This window comes from Actinobacillus delphinicola (assembly GCF_900638385.1).
Lineage (GTDB): Bacteria > Pseudomonadota > Gammaproteobacteria > Enterobacterales > Pasteurellaceae > Actinobacillus_C > Actinobacillus_C delphinicola.
Map to the genome: position 1 here is coordinate 600,183 of NZ_LR134510.1, position 17,769 is coordinate 617,951.

A 17,769-nucleotide genomic window follows, 5' to 3' on the forward strand; every position below is an offset into this window, starting at 1 on the left:
TTCAATGCTTAACAGTATCCGTAATTCATCAATCGTTGATAACGTCTTTCTTGTAAAGTATTTGTATCAAATTGACGTAATTCAGCTAATTCTTTCACTAGACAAATTTTTAAATTCTCAGCCATTTGTTTGTGATCTCGATGAGCACCACCTAACGGTTCTGGAACAATGTTGTCAATCAATTCAAGTTCTAACAATCTTGGTGCTGTAATACCTAATGCTTCTGCTGCGGTTGAGGCTTTATCTGCACTTTTCCATAAAATGGATGCACAACCTTCAGGAGAAATCACAGAATATGTGCTGTATTGCAACATATTAACTGTATCACCCACACCAATTGCTAATGCACCGCCAGAACCACCTTCACCAATAACAGTGCAAATTACGGGAACTTTCAAAGTTGACATTTCACGTAGATTTCGTGCAATTGCCTCAGCTTGTCCACGTTCTTCAGCGCCAACCCCTGGATAAGCTCCTGGAGTATCAATAAAGGTAAAGATAGGTAAGTTAAAACGTTCTGCTAATTGCATTAATCGAAGTGCTTTTCGATAGCCTTCTGGCGCAGGCATACCAAAATTACGTGCGATTTTATCTTTCGTACAACGCCCTTTTTGATGCCCAATAACCATAACAGGTTCACCATCTAGACGAGCGAGTCCACCAACAATCGCTTTATCATTAGCAAAAGCACGATCGCCTGCTAATTCTTGGAAATCAGTAAAAATTTCTTTGATATAATCCAAAGTGTACGGACGATTCGGATGTCGTGCTAATTTAGATACTTGCCAAGCATCTAAATGAGAAAAAATTTTCTGCGTCAATTCAGTACTTTTCTTCTGTAAACGCGCGATTTCATCATCTAAATCTAATTTTTCATCTTTATGAGTTACATTACGTAAAGCATCAATTTTTGCTTCTAATTCTGCAATCGGTAACTCAAAATCTAGGTAATCTTGTTGCATTTTATCGTCCAATGTCAAAAAAAGTGCACGCACTTTAGCAAGATTTTTGTGCCTGTGCAATGATTTAGCAATTAGTTTAAAAAACAATCTATTTCGAACCATCATAGCTTTTTCCTTGAAGAAAAGGAATCTTTTTTCAAGGTTGATAAAAAGTTTTTCATTTCATTTATTCACTGCTCAAAGCATGATTTTAAATTAGAGTTTTCTTCATATTTGTGGCATACTCGACCGCTATTTAATCTGATGAGAAAAATCATGCGAATTTTACACACTATGCTTCGTGTCGGCGATTTAGACCGCTCTCTTACCTTCTATCAAAATGCGTTAGGTATGCGTTTATTACGTACCAGTGAAAATCCTGAATATCGCTATACTCTCGCTTACCTCGGTTACGGTGATGAGGAAAACAGTGCTGTTTTAGAACTCACTTATAACTGGGATGAAGATAAATATGACCTCGGTACAGGTTTTGGACATATTGCGATCGGTGTTGATGATATTTTTAAATTCTGTGAAAAAGTCGTTCAATCAGGCGGTAAAATTACTCGGGCACCAGGTGCTGTAAAAGGTGGGACAACCATTATTGCCTTCGCCGAAGATCCTGATGGCTATAAAATTGAATTTATCGAAAATAAAATGGCGCAAGCAGGATTAGGAAATTAAGGAATCGCAATGACAGAACAATTAAACGAAGTACCGACAGAAGATCCCAACCTTTTAAAAAATCGATTCCGTGGATTTTTCCCTGTGGTTATTGATGTTGAAACTGGCGGACTCAATGCTAAAACGGACGCATTACTTGAGATTGCCGCTATTACACTTAAAGTCGATGAAAATGGTATGCTTTGCCCAGACAAAGTTTTCCATGCGCATATTTCGCCATTTGAAGGGGCTAATCTTAACCCTGATTCATTAAAAATTAATGGTATTAATGTCGATGATCCACTTCGCCAAGCCATTGATGAAGGCGATGCATTGCGTGAAATGTTTAAACTAATTCGTCATGAACAAAAAGCTGCAGGCTGTCAACGTTCAGTTGTGGTTGCTCACAATGCGACATTCGATCAAAGTTTCTTAATGGAAGCGGTGGAAAGAGCGAAAGTAAAACGTAATCCATTCCACCCTTTTGCAATTTTTGATACGGCAAGTATGGCAGGATTGATGTTTGGGCAAACCGTTTTAGTCAAGGCATGCCAATGTGCGGCAATTCCGTTTGATCATAAACAGGCTCACGGTGCATTATATGATACCGAACGTACAGCAGAGCTTTTTTGTTATATGGTGAATTATTTAAAAAATCTTGGTGGTTTTCCACATACACCAATCTGTAAATAATTTTGATTACGCCCCGATTTTCGGAAAAATTTATTGTTTTACTAGACATCAAAAATATTTACAGGTATATAATGAATAAATTTTTAATTTAAAGGAATTATTTTATGCCATCGGCAGATTTATATAGTCAAAATTTTCAGGCGCTGCGTTGCGATTTTGCAATTAAGGTAAATCAGCAATGCGGCTATCCCCATCATCTTTTGTCATTCCATTAGACCCCCTTAGCAGGTCTAGCGTAGTAATTTTCTCTAAATTATTATTTTATTTTCAATAAGTTAACCATATTTTAATACATATTATAAGGATAAAAGATGTTACTTTTTAATCCAGTAATACTTTCTATTATTGTATTGCTGATACTTAGCTTACTACGTGTAAATGTCGTGTTGGCATTAGTACTTTCTGCATTACTCGCAGGTTTTACCAGTGATATTGGTATCACCAACACCATCAATACTTTTGTAAACGGTTTAGGTGGGGGTGCACAAGTTGCTATGAACTATGCAATTCTTGGTGCTTTTGCTGTTGCAATTTCCCGTTCTGGTATTACCGATTTACTTGCTTATAAAGTTATTCACCATATGGGGAAACGCCCTACGGGTAAATCAGTAGCATATTTAAAATATATTTTATTAGCAATCTTACTGGCTTTCTCGATTTCATCTCAAAACGTGATTCCAGTGCATATTGCGTTTATTCCAATCATGGTACCGCCACTCATTTCCATTTTTAACCGTTTAAAATTGGACCGCCGTGCAGTTGCCTGTGTGCTTACCTTTGGTTTGACCGCAACTTATATGTGGCTACCCGTTGGCTTTGGTAAAATCTTCATTGAAAGCATTCTCGTAAAAAATATTAACATTGCGGGTGCGCCTTATGGATTACACACCGATGTTAGCCAAGTAACTATGGCAATGACTATTCCTGTTCTAGGAATGTTATTAGGGCTTTTAGTGGCGGTATTTATTTCTTACCGTAAACCTCGTCACTACACCAGTACCGTTGAGGCACCATCACTTGAAGTGATTGATCGTCAAATTAAAAGTATCAAAAAATCACACGTTATTATTGCGTTAGTTGCAATTTTAGTGACTTTCTCATTACAACTTATTACCTCATCGACAATTATTGGCGGTGTAGCAGGATTAGTGATTTTTGGACTAGGCGGTGTATTTAAACTAAAAGAAAGTAACGATATCTTCCACGAAGGTTTAACTTTAATGGCAATGATTGGTTTTGTTATGATTGCTGCTTCTGGTTTCGCTGCCGTGATTAATGCTACAGGTTCTGTGCAAACTTTGGTGGCGACCTTAAGCCACGGCGTAGGTCCACACAGTAAAGGTGTTGCGGCATTCTTAATGCTAATAATCGGGTTGTTCATTACCATGGGTATCGGTTCATCTTTCTCAACTGTACCAATTATTACCTCTGTGTATGTACCACTTTGCATTAGTTTAGGTTTCTCTCCTCTTGCTACGGTGGTAATCGTAGGCGTTTCTGCTGCATTAGGTGATGCAGGCTCACCAGCTTCAGATTCCACTTTAGGACCAACATCTGGTTTAAATATCGATGGCGAACACGACCATATTTGGGATACCGTAGTACCAACGTTTATTCACTATAATATTCCATTGCTCGTTTTTGGTTGGATCGCTGCAATGACACTTTAATTAAACAAATACAAGGGCAATTTATGCCCTTGTATCTTAAGATGCACTATGAAAAGAGAACAAAAACTCATTAAACGTCGTCCTATTCCAATAGGTGACAAAATCTGTGAACATCCACTCCTTGATCGCATTTATCGTGCTCGCCATGTGAATACAAGCGTAGAACTCGATCGTTCTTTTGGAAAATTACTCCCACCCAATCTCCTTTCTGAGATTGGACAAGGCGTAGCATTACTCATTGATGCCCTTGATAAACAATCTAATATCATCATTGTTGGCGATTTTGATGCAGATGGTGCCACAAGTACCGCATTAATGATGGATGCACTTTCTCAACTTGGTTTTAAAAATCTAAGTTATCTGATTCCAAACCGCTTTGATCAGGGCTATGGATTAAGTTTAGATGTGGCTGAAATGGCTGTTGCAAGCCAAGCAGGTTTAGTCATTACGGTTGATAATGGGATTTCTTCACTAGAAGGGGTCGCTTTTCTAAAACAACATAATGTAAAAGTGCTTATCACAGATCACCATCTTCCTGGGGAAAATCTCCCCATTGCAGATTGCATCATCAATCCAAACCTTCACGATTCGACTTTTCCATCTAAAGCCTTAGCAGGCGTTGGTGTGGCATTTTATTTAATGCTGGCAGTGCGTGCGAAATTACGAGAATTAAAAAAATTCGATCAACAATCTCAACCGCATTTTCTTGATCTACTCGATCTCGTTGCCTTGGGTACGATTGCTGATGTCGTACCTCTAGACCAAAATAACCGTATTCTTGCCTTCCAAGGCTTGGGACAAATCAAAAAGGGACATTGCCGCCCTGGTATTCAGGCATTAATTGAAGTTGCACATCGTAATCGTGAAAAATTAACCGCTGGCGATTTAGGATTTGCGATTGCTCCTCGCCTAAATGCTGCGGGGCGATTAGATAACATGTCTGCTGGGGTTGAGCTTCTATTGTGTAAAGAAATGGAAAAGGCCCGTGCTTTAGCTTATGACTTAGACGCTTTAAATCAAGCACGTCGCGAAATAGAAAGTGGCATGAAAGAAGAAGCCCTTAGACTTTGTCAAAATATGCCTAACTTTGAACAAGACTTGCCTTACGCTATTGCACTTTATCAAGCTGATTGGCACCAAGGTGTACTTGGTATTTTGGCCTCTCGCATTAAAGATAAATATCATCGTCCAACCATTGCCTTTGCCGATGATAAAGAAGGTATTCTTCGTGGTTCTGCTCGTTCTATTGAAGGTATCCATATCCGTGATATTTTAGAACGCGTAAACTCACTTTACCCTGATATGCTCGTTAAATTTGGTGGGCATGCCATGGCTGCAGGATTAAGTCTTAAAACAGAATATTTATCTGACTTCCAAAAAGCATTTAACCAAGTGGTAAAAGATTGGGTAAAAGATGATTCGATGCAAGGGATTATCTGGACTGATGGTGAGTTAACACCAGATTTACTTTCGATTTCAACGGCAGAATTAATTAATCAAGCTGGTCCATGGGGGCAGGCTTTCCCTGAGCCTATTTTTGAGGGTGAATTTAAAATTTTACAACAACGCCTCTTAAAGGATGCTCATTTAAAATTACTGATTGAGCCTAAAAATGGCGGACCATTACTAGATGCCATCGCTTTTAATATTGATCGTAGTCTATATCCAGATTTATCATTAAAAGAAGTACGTCTTGTCTATAAATTAAATATTAACGAATTTCGTGGGCAACGTAATCTTCAACTCCTCGTTGAACATATTGAGCCTCTTAACTAACAAGGAAATTTATTTATGAAAATTGGAATTATCGGCGCTATGCCACAAGAAGTTGAAATTTTAGCAGGTCTTTTAGAAGACAAAACCGTGACTAAAATTGCTAACTGTACCCTTTATCAAGGAAAAATCGGTAATAAAGAAATTGCATTAATGCAATCAGGTATTGGTAAAGTTGCAGCTGCAATGGGTACAACCCTTCTTTTAAACATTGCAAAACCAGATTTAGTCTTGAATACGGGTTCAGCAGGTGGCGTGGGTGAAGGCTTAGCTGTTGGTGATGTGGTAATTTCTACCGAAACCGTTCACCACGATGCAGATGTTACTGCATTCGGCTATGCAAAAGGTCAACTTCCAGCATGCCCTGCTCGTTTCACTTCTGATGAAAATTTAGTAAAACAAATTGCAACTGTTGCAAAAGCACAAGGTCAACATATTAAATTTGGCTTGATTGCATCTGGTGATAGTTTCATTCAAGGTGGCGATGCGCTTATGCAAATTAAACGTGACTTTCCAGAAGTCTTAGCTGTTGAAATGGAAGCTGCTGCGATTGCTCAAGTTTGCGGGGCTTTTGCGGTGCCTTTCGTCGTCGTTCGTGCTATTTCAGATGCAGGTAATGGCGAAGCAAATATTTCTTTTGAAGAATTTTTACCAATTGCGGCGAAACAATCTTCAAAAATGGTGTTAGCGTTACTCGAAACCCTTTAATCTTTTCGTGAAATAGGAGTGCTTTATGGCTGATCCACAAGTGAAATCACCGATGGATAGTTTGGACTATCTTACTGTTATCATTTATCGTCTTGGCTATGTTTTAGCTACGATTATGGTTCCGCTATGCGTTATCCATCATGCTCAATCATACACAATTGGTGTATTAATTGCCGCTACAATGCTGGCATCTAGTGTGCATCTCTACCTTAAGAATTATCGTATTCTTTTCCAGTATGCGATGTGGGTTGGACTTATTCTTTCTGTCACGCATTACCATTGGCTAGCATTAGGTGCTGCATTCTTTGTAATCGGTGGACTATGTTTTAAAGAGTACTTTTGTTTCAGAGTATTTGGCTTAAATTACCAACCTATTTTTATGGCATTGCTTTGGTTATCGCTTGTCTTACATTGGCAGGTAGTCAGCTATATTCTCGCAGTAATTGTGACTGTACTTTTACTGATTTTGACTATTCAGAAATGGCGTATGCCACTTCATTTTGATATTGGTGATAAAAGCAAATATCAAATCTAAATAAATCACGCCCCGATTTTCGTAAAAATTTTTTAGAAAATCGGGGCGTGATAGCATTTAACGAATACGATTTTGCATAAATGCTTTTACATATGGCGTAGCAGGATGCTCCTTAAGCGATTGGAAATCCCCTTGTTGCTCAATTCTCCCTGCTTTCATCAAAATCACACTATCGCTTAAATATTCCGTTTCATCTAAATCATGCGTGACAAATACAACATTTTTCTGCCATTTGTTCTGCAACTGTAATAAAAGATCTTGCAAACTACGACGATTAATTGGATCAAGCGCTGAAAACGGTTCATCCATTAATAAAATCGGAGTGTCGCATGCAAAAGCTCGAGCAATCCCCACGCGTTGTTGCTGTCCACCAGAGAGCTCTGCTGGTAAACGTAAGCCGTAATCGCTTAATCCCACTTCATCTAACCAGTGATGAGCTTTTTCCAATCGAATATTTTTCTTCTCTCCCATCACTTGTAAACCGTAGGCAATATTTTCTAAAACGTTTAGATGGGGGAAAAGCGCAAAATGCTGGAACACCATACTTACCTGAGTTTGCCTAAAATATTGCAACGCCTGCTTATCCAACAAAGCGATATTTTGCTCATTTACCCAGACCTCACCAGAGGTCGGTTCTAGTAAGCGATTGATATGTCGCAATAACGTAGATTTTCCCGAGCCTGATAAGCCCATAATGCAATTAATTTGATGAGCAGGTAAGGTAAAACTAATATGATCTAATGCAACTGTTTTACCAAAAATTTTAGTAACATCTTTAAATTCAATTTGTTGCATCATCCATCTCCATATGTTGTTCTTCTCTATTTAATAGCGGGGCATATTGTCCACCGTACCCTTGAGTAATACGATCAACAATAATCGCCAGAATCACAATAGCACCGCCAGCTTGTAAGCCTAACCCTACATTGAGCGTTTGAATTGCTTGTAAGATAATTTGTCCAAGCCCCGATGCACCAATCATTGAGGCAACTACTACCATTGACAAAGACATCATTACTGTCTGATTTAAACCTGCCATAATTTGAGGTCTAGCAGTAGGTAAAATAACCCACTTTAACATTTGCCAAGAAGAACTTCCGAAAGCCTGTCCAGCCTCTATCAGTTCTTTAGGAATATCTCTAATCCCTAAAACAGTAAGGCGGATAAGAGGTACGATGGCATAAACAAGACACGCAAAAATTGCAGGGACCTCTCCCAGACCAAAAAGCATCAATACGGGAATGAGATATACAAAACTTGGCATTGTTTGTGCGACATCTAAAAGAGGCAATATCATGCGATAAAGTTTCGGTGTACGTGCAAATAAAATCCCTAATGGAATACCGATAAGCACCGTCAATCCAATAGATACAAACATTAAGGCAATGGTTTGCATTGAAGATTGCCATAAACCAAAACCACCAATTAAATATAAGCCTACACCAGAAAATAAAGCAAAAATAATACGTTTTGTACTATGCCACCCTAATATCATGGTAAATAAGATAATTAACCATGCTGGAATTTCTAACAATGTGTGGCTGACAGGATTTAGTATATCTTGCTGTAGGAAAAGACTTAATTTTCGGAAAATACTGCCATAACGTTTTACAACATCTTGTAATCCTTGATTAAAATCACTTTGCAATGACCACTGTGGAAAGAAATGCTCTGTGACCTTTGGTGTTGTATCAAGTTGCTGCTCAATACGATAAGCAACATCTTCAGGCACCCATTTTTTCCATTGGCTCGGGTATTTTTTTAAGAATAAAACCGCTTGTTCTTCACCACTACGATGATATTTCGTCATTTCATAAATTTGCTGATTCATCTCATGCAAATTGAATTGAACTTTACTCATTAACGCCAGCAAATTCGGATAATTTTTTGCAAATTGGGTCGAAACCCCTACCGTTAATTGCGAAACAGGAAAATCAGAAATACAAGTACTTTTACTGTTAGGATCAAGCATTTCCTGCCAGCATTTGGCATCATATGGTGGAAATTTTAAGGGGTAAACCTCATAATTCGCCATTAAGCCAGATGGTTGCCAATAATAAAAAAGAATTGGTTTTTTCTGTGCATAATAAGAGGCAATCTCACTATCCATCGCCGCCCCCGTACCAGGGTGTTGATTAGTAAATAATTTGTCTAGGTGAAAATTCTTGAGGAGATGACTATTAAAAATTTCGCACGTCCACCCCGTTGGGCAATTTAAAAAACGCCCTTTCTGTGGATTTTGAGGATCTGGAAAATCCTTAGCAAATTTCGCTAGATCTTGTACGGTCTTTAATTGCGGATACTGTTCATGTATATACATCGGAATATACCATCCTTGTACAGTACCGCCTTTTAAAGTGTTACCAATTAACTCCACTTTTCCTTCGGCTATGCCTTTAGCAAGAACAGGCGATCGTCCCATCCATACTTCACCAATGACCTGAATATCATTTTGAATTAAACCTGTTTCCAATGCCACATCTGCGCCAGAAACTAACGCTGTCGGATAACCATAACCCTTTTCAATTAATTGCCGTAATACAGCTGTCGTAAACTGCCCACTTTCCCAAGTAAGATTAGCAAATTTAATTGTAGAATTTTGCGCTGCAATTATCTGAGAACTGAAGCAAAAACATAAAGCATAAAAAATAATAGTATATATTCTGTTCATTTATTCATTCTTCCAATAAAGAAGTACTCACTATACCCTGAAATATTCTTTTTTTTATCTATCGTTGCAAAAAGTAAGGCGAAATAACCGCCCATCTATACTTTAACCTTTTTAAAATTGATAACAATATTTTAGTATTTATTTGTGTATTTTTTAACGAAAATTTGATATTTACATAACTATTTTTAAGTGTAGAATTTGTACTGATGGGTATTATAAATACTTAATCTACTTTTGATTTATAACGACATTAATCCTTATAGGGGGTCATATGCCTTACGATCTTTCTAGACGTCATTTCATTAAACAGGGTGTCCTTGCAGGTATTACGTTATATACCATTCCTGTATTGGCTCGCTTTAAGTTAAATCTAAATGGTTCAAATTCTCTTATTTCACCAGAACTCGCAGAAAGTTGGCAAAACGACGGACATGTTAATCATCGTGTCGATGCAGTTGCCAAAGTAACAGGTGAAAAAATTTACGGACGAGATCTTCGTGCTATTGATATCGATGGTTGGCCAAATGAACAATATTGGGCCTATTATATTCGTGTTGATCGTGCGGATCGTATTTTTGAAGGAATTAATTTAGATTTTCTTCCCGATAATATTAAACCAATCAAAGTTATCACCGCAGAAACATTAAAAGCAGATAATGTACACCTCCCTTCATTTTATGGTGTAGATATGCTTGTTTCTAAAGGACGAGTTCCTGATTATATTGGTCAAACTGTCGCTTTATTAATTTTTGACACTTTCCCTAAATTCGATCGTGCTAAAAACATGATTCAATTTAATAAAAATGTGATCAAACTTGGTGAAACAGCACCGCTTTGGGCGGATAGCCAAAATCCATGGGGAACATGGCGTATTACCCGTGTAGAAGGTAATCCACAAGGTGTGCTTCCAGATAAATATAGTGCCTTAAAAGACGGAGTGAATTTTCCGCCTTATGTAAATCATAAACCAGTATGGCCTGCTCCAAATGCTACAGGTACGCCTATTGAACAACAAATGGCAATTGCCGCTGAAATTGCTGAAGATTTCAAAAATCCTGATTACTTTGTTTTAGATCGTCATTACCAAACCCAATTCATCGATCCAATGTTTATGGAACCTGAATGCTTCAATGGTTGGTATGATGCAAAAACCCAAACGATGCATGCTATTCCAACCTCGCAATCGCCTGCTAATATTCACAAAAATGCAAGCGAAATGTTAGCCACTGGCCCACTTGCTGGTAAAATTAAAAACCTTGTCATTCATTCACCTTACATCGGTGGGGGATTTGGAGGTAAAGATCACTCTATCCTTCCATATTATGGATTGTTAGCTGCCATGTACTGCGATAAACCTGTTCGTATGGCGAATGATCGTTTCCAACAATTCCAATCAGGAATGAAACGTCATCCATTTGATATGCATAATCAACTTGCTGTTGATAAAAAAACAGGCTTATTCAAAGGGTTAATCAGTACTATGGAATTAGATGGTGGTGGTCGCGCAAACTTCAGTTCAGCTGTTGCTTCTGTTGGGGCGAGTGCGATTCAATCTATCTATTATTTGCCTAAAAATGACTTAATGGCAAATGCTTACGTTTCCGATAATGTCACCTCTGGTTCAATGCGCGGTTTCGGTACTTTGCAAAGTATGTCTGCCATGGAAATGATGGTTAATGAAGTTGCCCAAATTCTTAATATGGATCCAATTGAGATCCGCAAGAAAAATGCGATCAAGGTCGGACAAGCAAATACTCAAGGGGCGATCCCATCTAGTACTGAACACTATCAAGAAATCCTTGATCAAGTTCAACACCATGAAATTTGGACAGATCGTTTCAAACGTAAAAAAGAGTTTGAAGCCAAAAATCCAAATAAAAAATTCGCAACTGGCTTTGCTATCTGTACTAAAGACTACGGTACTGGTAATGACTCCCCTGCTACGTACATTGAACTAGATGAAAAAGGCAATATCGTAATGGGTGTCGCCGCTGTTGAGATTGGTACGGGTTCTCAAACTTCTCAAGGCGCAGTTATTGCACCATTCTTTGGACGTGCTGCTGACACAGTTAATCTTGCCGGTGTAAATGTTTGGGATCCGCTAAAATTAGTCGAAACTCAATCTTCATTTACTATGTCTGAAGCTTACCAAACTAAGATGGCACAAGATCCTCGCTGGACACCAACTATCGAAATGGCTTCTTCAGCTTCAAATTCTGCTTACTTCCAAAGTAAAGCGACTGAAAATGCCGCTCAGATCATTTTTAATTATGGTCTATGGCCTGCCGCCAAAGCAATTTGGGCAAAACTCTATTATTCCGATGGTACTAAGTACGCTGATATTGATTTTGGCTCACCAGAAAATGCTACTTGGGTAGATGGTAAACTAACGGCAAAAGGCTTCATTCCTCTTGATTTACCGACCCTTGCCGAATATGCCCACCAGCACGGTTTTGTAACATCTGCAATGGTTCATTCTTTCAACCGCTGGGCTTGGGTTGAAGCCGATTTTACCATTGATGGCGAAACCAAACGTTATCAAATTGATGCTTTAGCAATTAAATATGGTAAAGGCGCAAGCGCTGATAAAAAAGCCTTAATGAATGACGATGGCTGGCAACTCCTAGATCGTCAAAATGTACGTTATCCAAGCACCGATCTGAATAATGCTATGGTAGTTTATTATGCGCCTTGTGCGACCGTCGTTGATCTTGCTGTTGAACCAGGTTCAGGCACCGTTGAGATCATTCGAACACATACTTGGTTGGATGCGGGAAAAGTCATTGTGAAAGAACTTGTAGAAGGTCAAATTGAAGGTGGTTTAGTCATGGGTATCGGTTATGCTCTGCATGAATATCTGCCAGGTGGTACTGAAGGTCCAGGTAATGGTACATGGAACTTAAACCGTTATCATGTTCCTCTTGCGAACCAAGTTGGTGTCTGGAATATGGAACATACTATTCTCCCACCAACAGGTGATCATGATCAACGTAAAGGTATTGCTGAAGTTGTAATGATTCCAATTGTTCCTGCAATTATGGAAGCCCTTTACCAAATCACAAATAAACGTTTCTATCATTTACCTGTAACGCCACAAGATATTAAGGAGACTTTCCTATGATTACCGTACAAATGACTATTAATAATAAAAAAGTAGGTCCTTTTGAAGTGGATGAGTCACTAAAAATGATCGACTTCCTGCATGAATATTTAAATCTTACAGGTACAAAATTTGGTTGTGGTATAGGTGTTTGTCATGCATGCGTAATCATTGTTGATGAACCAGATGGTACATCTCATACCGAACGTACCTGTATTAACGGGGTCGGGGCATTTAATGGTAAGACGTTACGTACTATTGAAGGTCACGCAAAACGTAATCCAATGGGACAAATTGTTTCGTTAAGCCCAGTCCAACAAACCTTTGTTGATCATTTTTCTTTCCAATGTGGTTGGTGTACATCTGGCTTTGTCAATGAATCTACTGTTCTCGTAGAAAAATTGAAGAAAAACCCTATCGCTAAAGAAGAAGTTGAACAAGTAATTGAAAACACCTTAAAAACGCATATTTGTCGCTGTACGGGCTATCGCAAGTATTATGTGGGGCTACGTGATCTTATCCTATCGCAAGGGGGGCTTATCAAATGAAAAAATCAGCATTAACACTAATAGCTTTAGGATTAGCAGGTCTATCGCAAACCACCTTTGCGGCAGATAATACAAGTACCGATAATTTAAAACTCATCCAACGAGGCGCTTATTTGGCAGACTTAGGTGACTGTTCAGGATGTCATACTATCGCTACAGGACAGGTTTATGGCGGTGGTCGAGGATTTAAAACACCACTAGGTACTATTTATTCGACTAATATTAGCAGTAGTAAAAAATATGGTATCGGTAATTATACCTATGAGGATTTCGTCAATGCGGTACAAAAAGGGGTAGCACCGATTGGTAACCTCTATCCAGCGATGCCATATGTATCCTATTCAAAACTTACCCCTGATGATATGAAGGCTTTATATGCCTATTTCATGCAGACTAAACCTGTCGATCAAAAAAATCGTGAAAATGATCTGATCTTCCCAGCAGATATTCGCTTTGGTTTAAAATTCTGGAATATGTTGGAATTTAACGATCAACCATTCAAAAATGATCCTCAGAAATCTGCAAGTTGGAATCGTGGACACTATCTTGTAGAAGGACTCGGACACTGTGGTGAATGCCATACTCCTCGTAATTTTATTATGGGTAGTGAAAATAATAAGGCATTGCAAGGTGCGGTAGTTGATGGCGTTAATGCCCCTGACCTCACTACTAAACGATTAATCAGTGAAGGCTGGAATAAAGATAATCTTACGCAATTCCTTAAAGATGGCACATCCCCCAAAGGTACTTCTTTTGATGAAATGTTTATTGTGGAAAAACATAGCCTTACCCATGCTAAACAAGCGGATATTGATGCTATCGTAACTTATTTACTTGATGGAGATAATCAAGTTAAAGTGGCTAATAATCTTACTGCATTTACAAAAGAAGACATGGCAATGCCAGGTTATGGCATCTATATGGCCCATTGTGCGGGTTGTCATGGCAATCATGGTGAAGGTACACCAAATGTTGCGCCTCCCCTTTTCCATAATGCAACTATAAGTAACCCGAATATCTACAATACAGTAGAAGTAGTTATGAATGGCATTCCAGTAGAAACTTATGGACACTTAAAATCTTATTATGCAATGCCTGGCTATAAAGATAGACTTAATAGCAAGCAAATAACTGATTTGATTAACTTCTTACATAAATCACTCGCTACATCTACTATGCCTACAGTAGCTGAAAATGATGTACAAACAGTGATTAATAAAATTAATCATTAATCATCATTGCCATTAAATTAAGCTCCCTTCATGATACGAGGGAGCTTATTTATGATTATGTTTTAATAGGAGATAATATGAATGCATTAGACCAAGATGTTCTCACTAAGGTTTATAAGTGGTTAGAGAGTGGGAAATCGATCTATTTATGCAGTGTTTTATCCACTTATGGTTCCGCACCTCGTCCCGTTGGTTCACTTTTTGCGACTGATGGAAATATCCGTTTTGGATCAATTTCTGGCGGCTGCGTTGAAGACTCCTTCGTTAAATTAATAAAAGAAGATAAACTTACAAATAGTCAACGTACGTTTGATTATGGTTCACATATCGCCACCGAACCAGGAAATTATGAATTACCTTGTGGCGGACATATCCAACTTCTTATTGAAAAACTTAACCCTAGTCATCTTACTAATATTCAACATTGGCTTGAATATGCCGATGCCGATCAAGATTTTTCTCGCCTTGTCAATTTAACCACTGGAGAAAGAGAAATTTTTTCTTCCGTTCCTAAAAACAGAACTGATGATTGGGTAATCCAAAATTATCAACAAAAATATCAACTTCTTCTTATTGGAATAAGTCAAGTAAGCGAAGAGTTAGCTCGCCTCGCACATAAAGGTAATTTTACGGTGCGCATCTGTGATACTCGTGAAGAATACCGCCAAAGTTGGCACTGGGGGGTAGAAAAAGGGGGGATTGAAGTCGAATGGCAATCACCTGATGACTTTGTAGAGAAAAATGTAACCCCTAAAACAGCAGTATTAGCACTTGCTCATGACCCTCGTGTCGATGATTTAGCGATGATGGCTGGCTTAGAGTCAAATGCTTTTTACGTCGGTGCATTAGGATCCTCTCGAACCAATGCAAAACGTTTAGAGCGTTTAAAACGTATTGGCGAATACGATGATGCTACTCTCGCTCGCTTACATGGTCCAATTGGATTAGATATCGGAAGCCGTACACCTTTTGAAATTGCAATAGCAATCATGGCTGACTTAATTGCAACTAAAAACACGATTACACTCAAGAGAATTTAGATATGGAATGTATTATTCTTAGTGCTGGTTTATCAACCCGTATGAATGACTGGAAGCAAGATCTTCCTTACAAAGGCAAAACGATCCTCGATCATGCGATCCAAAATGCGTTAAATACCTGTCAAAGAATCATTTTGGTCACAGGATTCCGTCATGACGTTTTACAACAAAAATATGCGGATAATCCCAATATTATTACCGTTTACAATCCTGATTTTCAACAGGGTATGTTTTCATCCATTCAATGCGGCGTTGAATACATAAAAGGTGATCATTTTTTCATTACGCATGGCGATATGCCCTGTATAGATCCTTCCGTCTTTGAAACATTGATCCAACATCCTGTTGAGGAAAATACAATTGTCTTTCCAGGAAATAAAAAAAATACTGGACACCCCGTCTTATTACCTAAGTCGGTTATTCCTTTTATTCGCCTAGCGCCAAAACGCACGAGCAAAATGAAATCTCTTTTAGAAATGTTTTGTTATCATTACTTAAATCTTCCTGAATCAACAGGTATTTTTCAAGATATTGATACACCGGATGATTATTTCAATCTTATAACTCAATAACACATTATAAAATTATTAAGTAATTCAATATAGTTAGTTAAAATTAATGTTTAATTTTACCTATTGAATATATAGGCTATCTTGCTTTTAATTTTTGATATAGATCAACTTTTAACCTTAGACTCCTTTTATAATCAAAACCATATTTTTTGTATAACTTATTTTATGGAGTCATGATGAAAAAATTTATCTTAGGTTGCGGTATTCTCGGTGTTATCGGCTATTTGGGGACGGTTGGGTATGTCCATAATTTTGACAAAGCCCAAACTGAAAAACTATTAAAACAGCAATATCCTGGTAAAAATCAACAAATTGCGAATATCTTACATGAAAGTGGGTGTCAAAATTGCCATACCCCAAATCCCACTTTACCTTTTTATGCCAATATCCCTGGTTTAAATAAATTAGTTGATCTCGATATCAAACGTGGTAATCAATTATTCAATTTAAATACTTTTTTAGAAGGCTTAAAAGATCCGAGCAAAATCTCAGAGGTTGATTTAGCAAAATTAGAACATGTCTTAAAAGATAACAGCATGCCTCCTCTACGTTTTAAAATGATCCACTGGGGAAGCGGTTTAACTCAAGAAGAAAATAACCTATTACTCGATTGGATTTATGAACAGCGCCAACAAAAATTCTTACCACAAAATACGCAAGGCGTTGATGCAAAACGTAGTGTCCAACCAATCCCAAATGCCCTTTCTATTGATGCTAAAAAGGCAGCCTTAGGCAACATTTTATACCATGACGTGCGTCTTTCAGGGGATAATACTGTTTCTTGCCACACTTGCCACCAACTAAATAATGGTGGTGTAGATGGACTTGTTACCTCTACAGGAATTAAAGGGCAAAAAGGGGGAATTAATGCTCCAACAGTATTTAATGCAGCATTTAATAAAACTCAATTCTGGGATGGTCGTGCTAAAGATCTTGCTGCACAGGCTGGAGGTCCGCCACTCAATCCAGTTGAAATGGGATCAAAAGATTGGAATGAAATCATCCATAAACTTTCTCAAGATGAGGCTCTCAAAAAACAATTCCTCGAACTTTACCCAGCTATTACGCCAGAAAATATTACGAACGCAATTGCTGAATTTGAAAAAACATTAATTACACCAAACAGTGCATTTGATAAATATCTCAAGGGTGATAAAAAAGCACTTAGTCCAAGTGCAATCAAAGGATATAAATTATTCATTGAAAATAAATGTAGCACTTGTCACGTCGGCGTTGCATTAGGTGGACAGTCTTATGAATTGTTCGGAATATACGATAATTATTTCGCTAATCGTAAACAACCACAAACAGATGCTGATAAAGGACGTTTCTCCCAAACACAAAACCCAGCAGATTTACATAGATTTAAAGTGCCAACGCTACGCAATGTTGCATTGACCGCACCTTATTTCCATGACGGCAGCGTAACAGATCTAGGAGAAGCGATTAAACTTATGGCACATTATCAAAGTGGTACAGATCTTACTCCAGAACAAGTTTCTGATATTAAAGCCTTCTTAGAATCTTTAACGGGCGAGTATCAAGGAAAAGTTTTAACAACTAATAAACAAAAATAATATATAAAAAATGCCTGCATCAGCAGGCATTTTTCTTTATGAACAA

Annotated in this window: 15 protein-coding genes; 12 read left to right on the top strand and 3 right to left on the bottom strand. The window is 38.1% G+C overall.

Going from position 1 to position 17,769, the window contains the following annotated elements; all coding sequences use genetic code 11:
* Positions 1-8: 8 nt before the first annotated feature.
* The gene (accA, locus tag EL259_RS02735) at positions 9-962 is read right to left on the bottom strand and encodes an acetyl-CoA carboxylase carboxyl transferase subunit alpha (protein WP_126598783.1); all 954 of its coding nucleotides are present in this window, start codon (positions 960-962) and stop codon (positions 9-11) included.
* Positions 963-1,217: 255 nt separating this feature from the next.
* Here accA and gloA point away from each other — a divergent pair, with 255 nt between their 5' ends.
* From gloA to EL259_RS02765, 6 genes are all read left to right on the top strand, one after another.
* On the top strand, positions 1,218-1,625 hold the full coding sequence (gloA, locus tag EL259_RS02740) for a lactoylglutathione lyase (RefSeq protein ID WP_126598785.1): 408 nt from the start codon (positions 1,218-1,220) through the stop codon (positions 1,623-1,625).
* A gap of 9 nt (positions 1,626-1,634) precedes the next feature.
* Positions 1,635-2,297 (top strand): ribonuclease T, encoded by a 663-nt coding sequence (rnt, locus tag EL259_RS02745; RefSeq protein WP_126598787.1) that lies wholly within the window; start codon positions 1,635-1,637, stop codon positions 2,295-2,297.
* Positions 2,298-2,608: 311 nt separating this feature from the next.
* A complete protein-coding gene (locus EL259_RS02750) occupies positions 2,609-3,967 on the top strand; it encodes a Na+/H+ antiporter family protein (protein WP_126598789.1) in 1,359 nt (452 codons plus the stop codon).
* Between the two features lie 48 nt (positions 3,968-4,015).
* Positions 4,016-5,743, top strand: a complete 1,728-nt coding sequence (recJ, locus tag EL259_RS02755; RefSeq protein ID WP_126598791.1) for a single-stranded-DNA-specific exonuclease RecJ — start codon at positions 4,016-4,018, stop codon at positions 5,741-5,743.
* Positions 5,744-5,758: 15 nt separating this feature from the next.
* On the top strand, positions 5,759-6,448 hold the full coding sequence (locus tag EL259_RS02760; protein ID WP_126598793.1) for a 5'-methylthioadenosine/adenosylhomocysteine nucleosidase: 690 nt from the start codon (positions 5,759-5,761) through the stop codon (positions 6,446-6,448).
* A gap of 25 nt (positions 6,449-6,473) precedes the next feature.
* Positions 6,474-6,983 carry a DUF2301 domain-containing membrane protein gene (locus EL259_RS02765; RefSeq protein WP_126598795.1) on the top strand — a complete coding sequence of 170 codons (510 nt, stop codon included), beginning with the start codon at positions 6,474-6,476 and terminating at the stop codon, positions 6,981-6,983.
* Positions 6,984-7,040: 57 nt separating this feature from the next.
* Here the strand turns inward: EL259_RS02765 and EL259_RS02770 are convergent, their stop codons facing one another.
* Both EL259_RS02770 and EL259_RS08705 read right to left on the bottom strand, forming a co-directional pair.
* On the bottom strand, positions 7,041-7,781 hold the full coding sequence (locus tag EL259_RS02770) for an ATP-binding cassette domain-containing protein (protein WP_126598797.1): 741 nt from the start codon (positions 7,779-7,781) through the stop codon (positions 7,041-7,043).
* Positions 7,765-9,654, bottom strand: a complete 1,890-nt coding sequence (locus EL259_RS08705) for a glycine betaine ABC transporter substrate-binding protein (protein WP_126598799.1) — start codon at positions 9,652-9,654, stop codon at positions 7,765-7,767. Before EL259_RS08705 ends, EL259_RS02770 begins: the two co-directional genes overlap by 17 nt.
* Positions 9,655-9,925: 271 nt before the next feature.
* Between EL259_RS08705 and EL259_RS02780 the strand changes: the two genes are divergently transcribed.
* The 6 genes from EL259_RS02780 (at position 9,926) to EL259_RS02805 (ending at position 17,723) form a co-directional block, all read left to right on the top strand.
* The gene (locus EL259_RS02780; RefSeq protein ID WP_126598801.1) at positions 9,926-12,775 is read left to right on the top strand and encodes a xanthine dehydrogenase family protein molybdopterin-binding subunit; all 2,850 of its coding nucleotides are present in this window, start codon (positions 9,926-9,928) and stop codon (positions 12,773-12,775) included.
* Complete coding sequence (locus EL259_RS02785) at positions 12,772-13,302, top strand: (2Fe-2S)-binding protein (protein ID WP_126598803.1); 531 nt, start codon at positions 12,772-12,774, stop codon at positions 13,300-13,302. Before EL259_RS02780 ends, EL259_RS02785 begins: the two co-directional genes overlap by 4 nt.
* Positions 13,299-14,534: a cytochrome c gene (locus EL259_RS02790; protein WP_126598805.1), complete on the top strand. Its 1,236-nt coding sequence runs from the start codon at positions 13,299-13,301 to the stop codon at positions 14,532-14,534. Before EL259_RS02785 ends, EL259_RS02790 begins: the two co-directional genes overlap by 4 nt.
* Positions 14,535-14,611: 77 nt before the next feature.
* Positions 14,612-15,574 (top strand): XdhC family protein, encoded by a 963-nt coding sequence (locus EL259_RS02795; protein WP_126598807.1) that lies wholly within the window; start codon positions 14,612-14,614, stop codon positions 15,572-15,574.
* A gap of 2 nt (positions 15,575-15,576) precedes the next feature.
* A complete protein-coding gene (locus tag EL259_RS02800; RefSeq protein WP_126598809.1) occupies positions 15,577-16,146 on the top strand; it encodes an NTP transferase domain-containing protein in 570 nt (189 codons plus the stop codon).
* A 176-nt stretch (positions 16,147-16,322) separates the two neighbouring features.
* A complete protein-coding gene (locus EL259_RS02805) occupies positions 16,323-17,723 on the top strand; it encodes a cytochrome c peroxidase (protein ID WP_126598811.1) in 1,401 nt (466 codons plus the stop codon).
* The last annotated feature ends 46 nt before the right edge of the window (positions 17,724-17,769 follow it).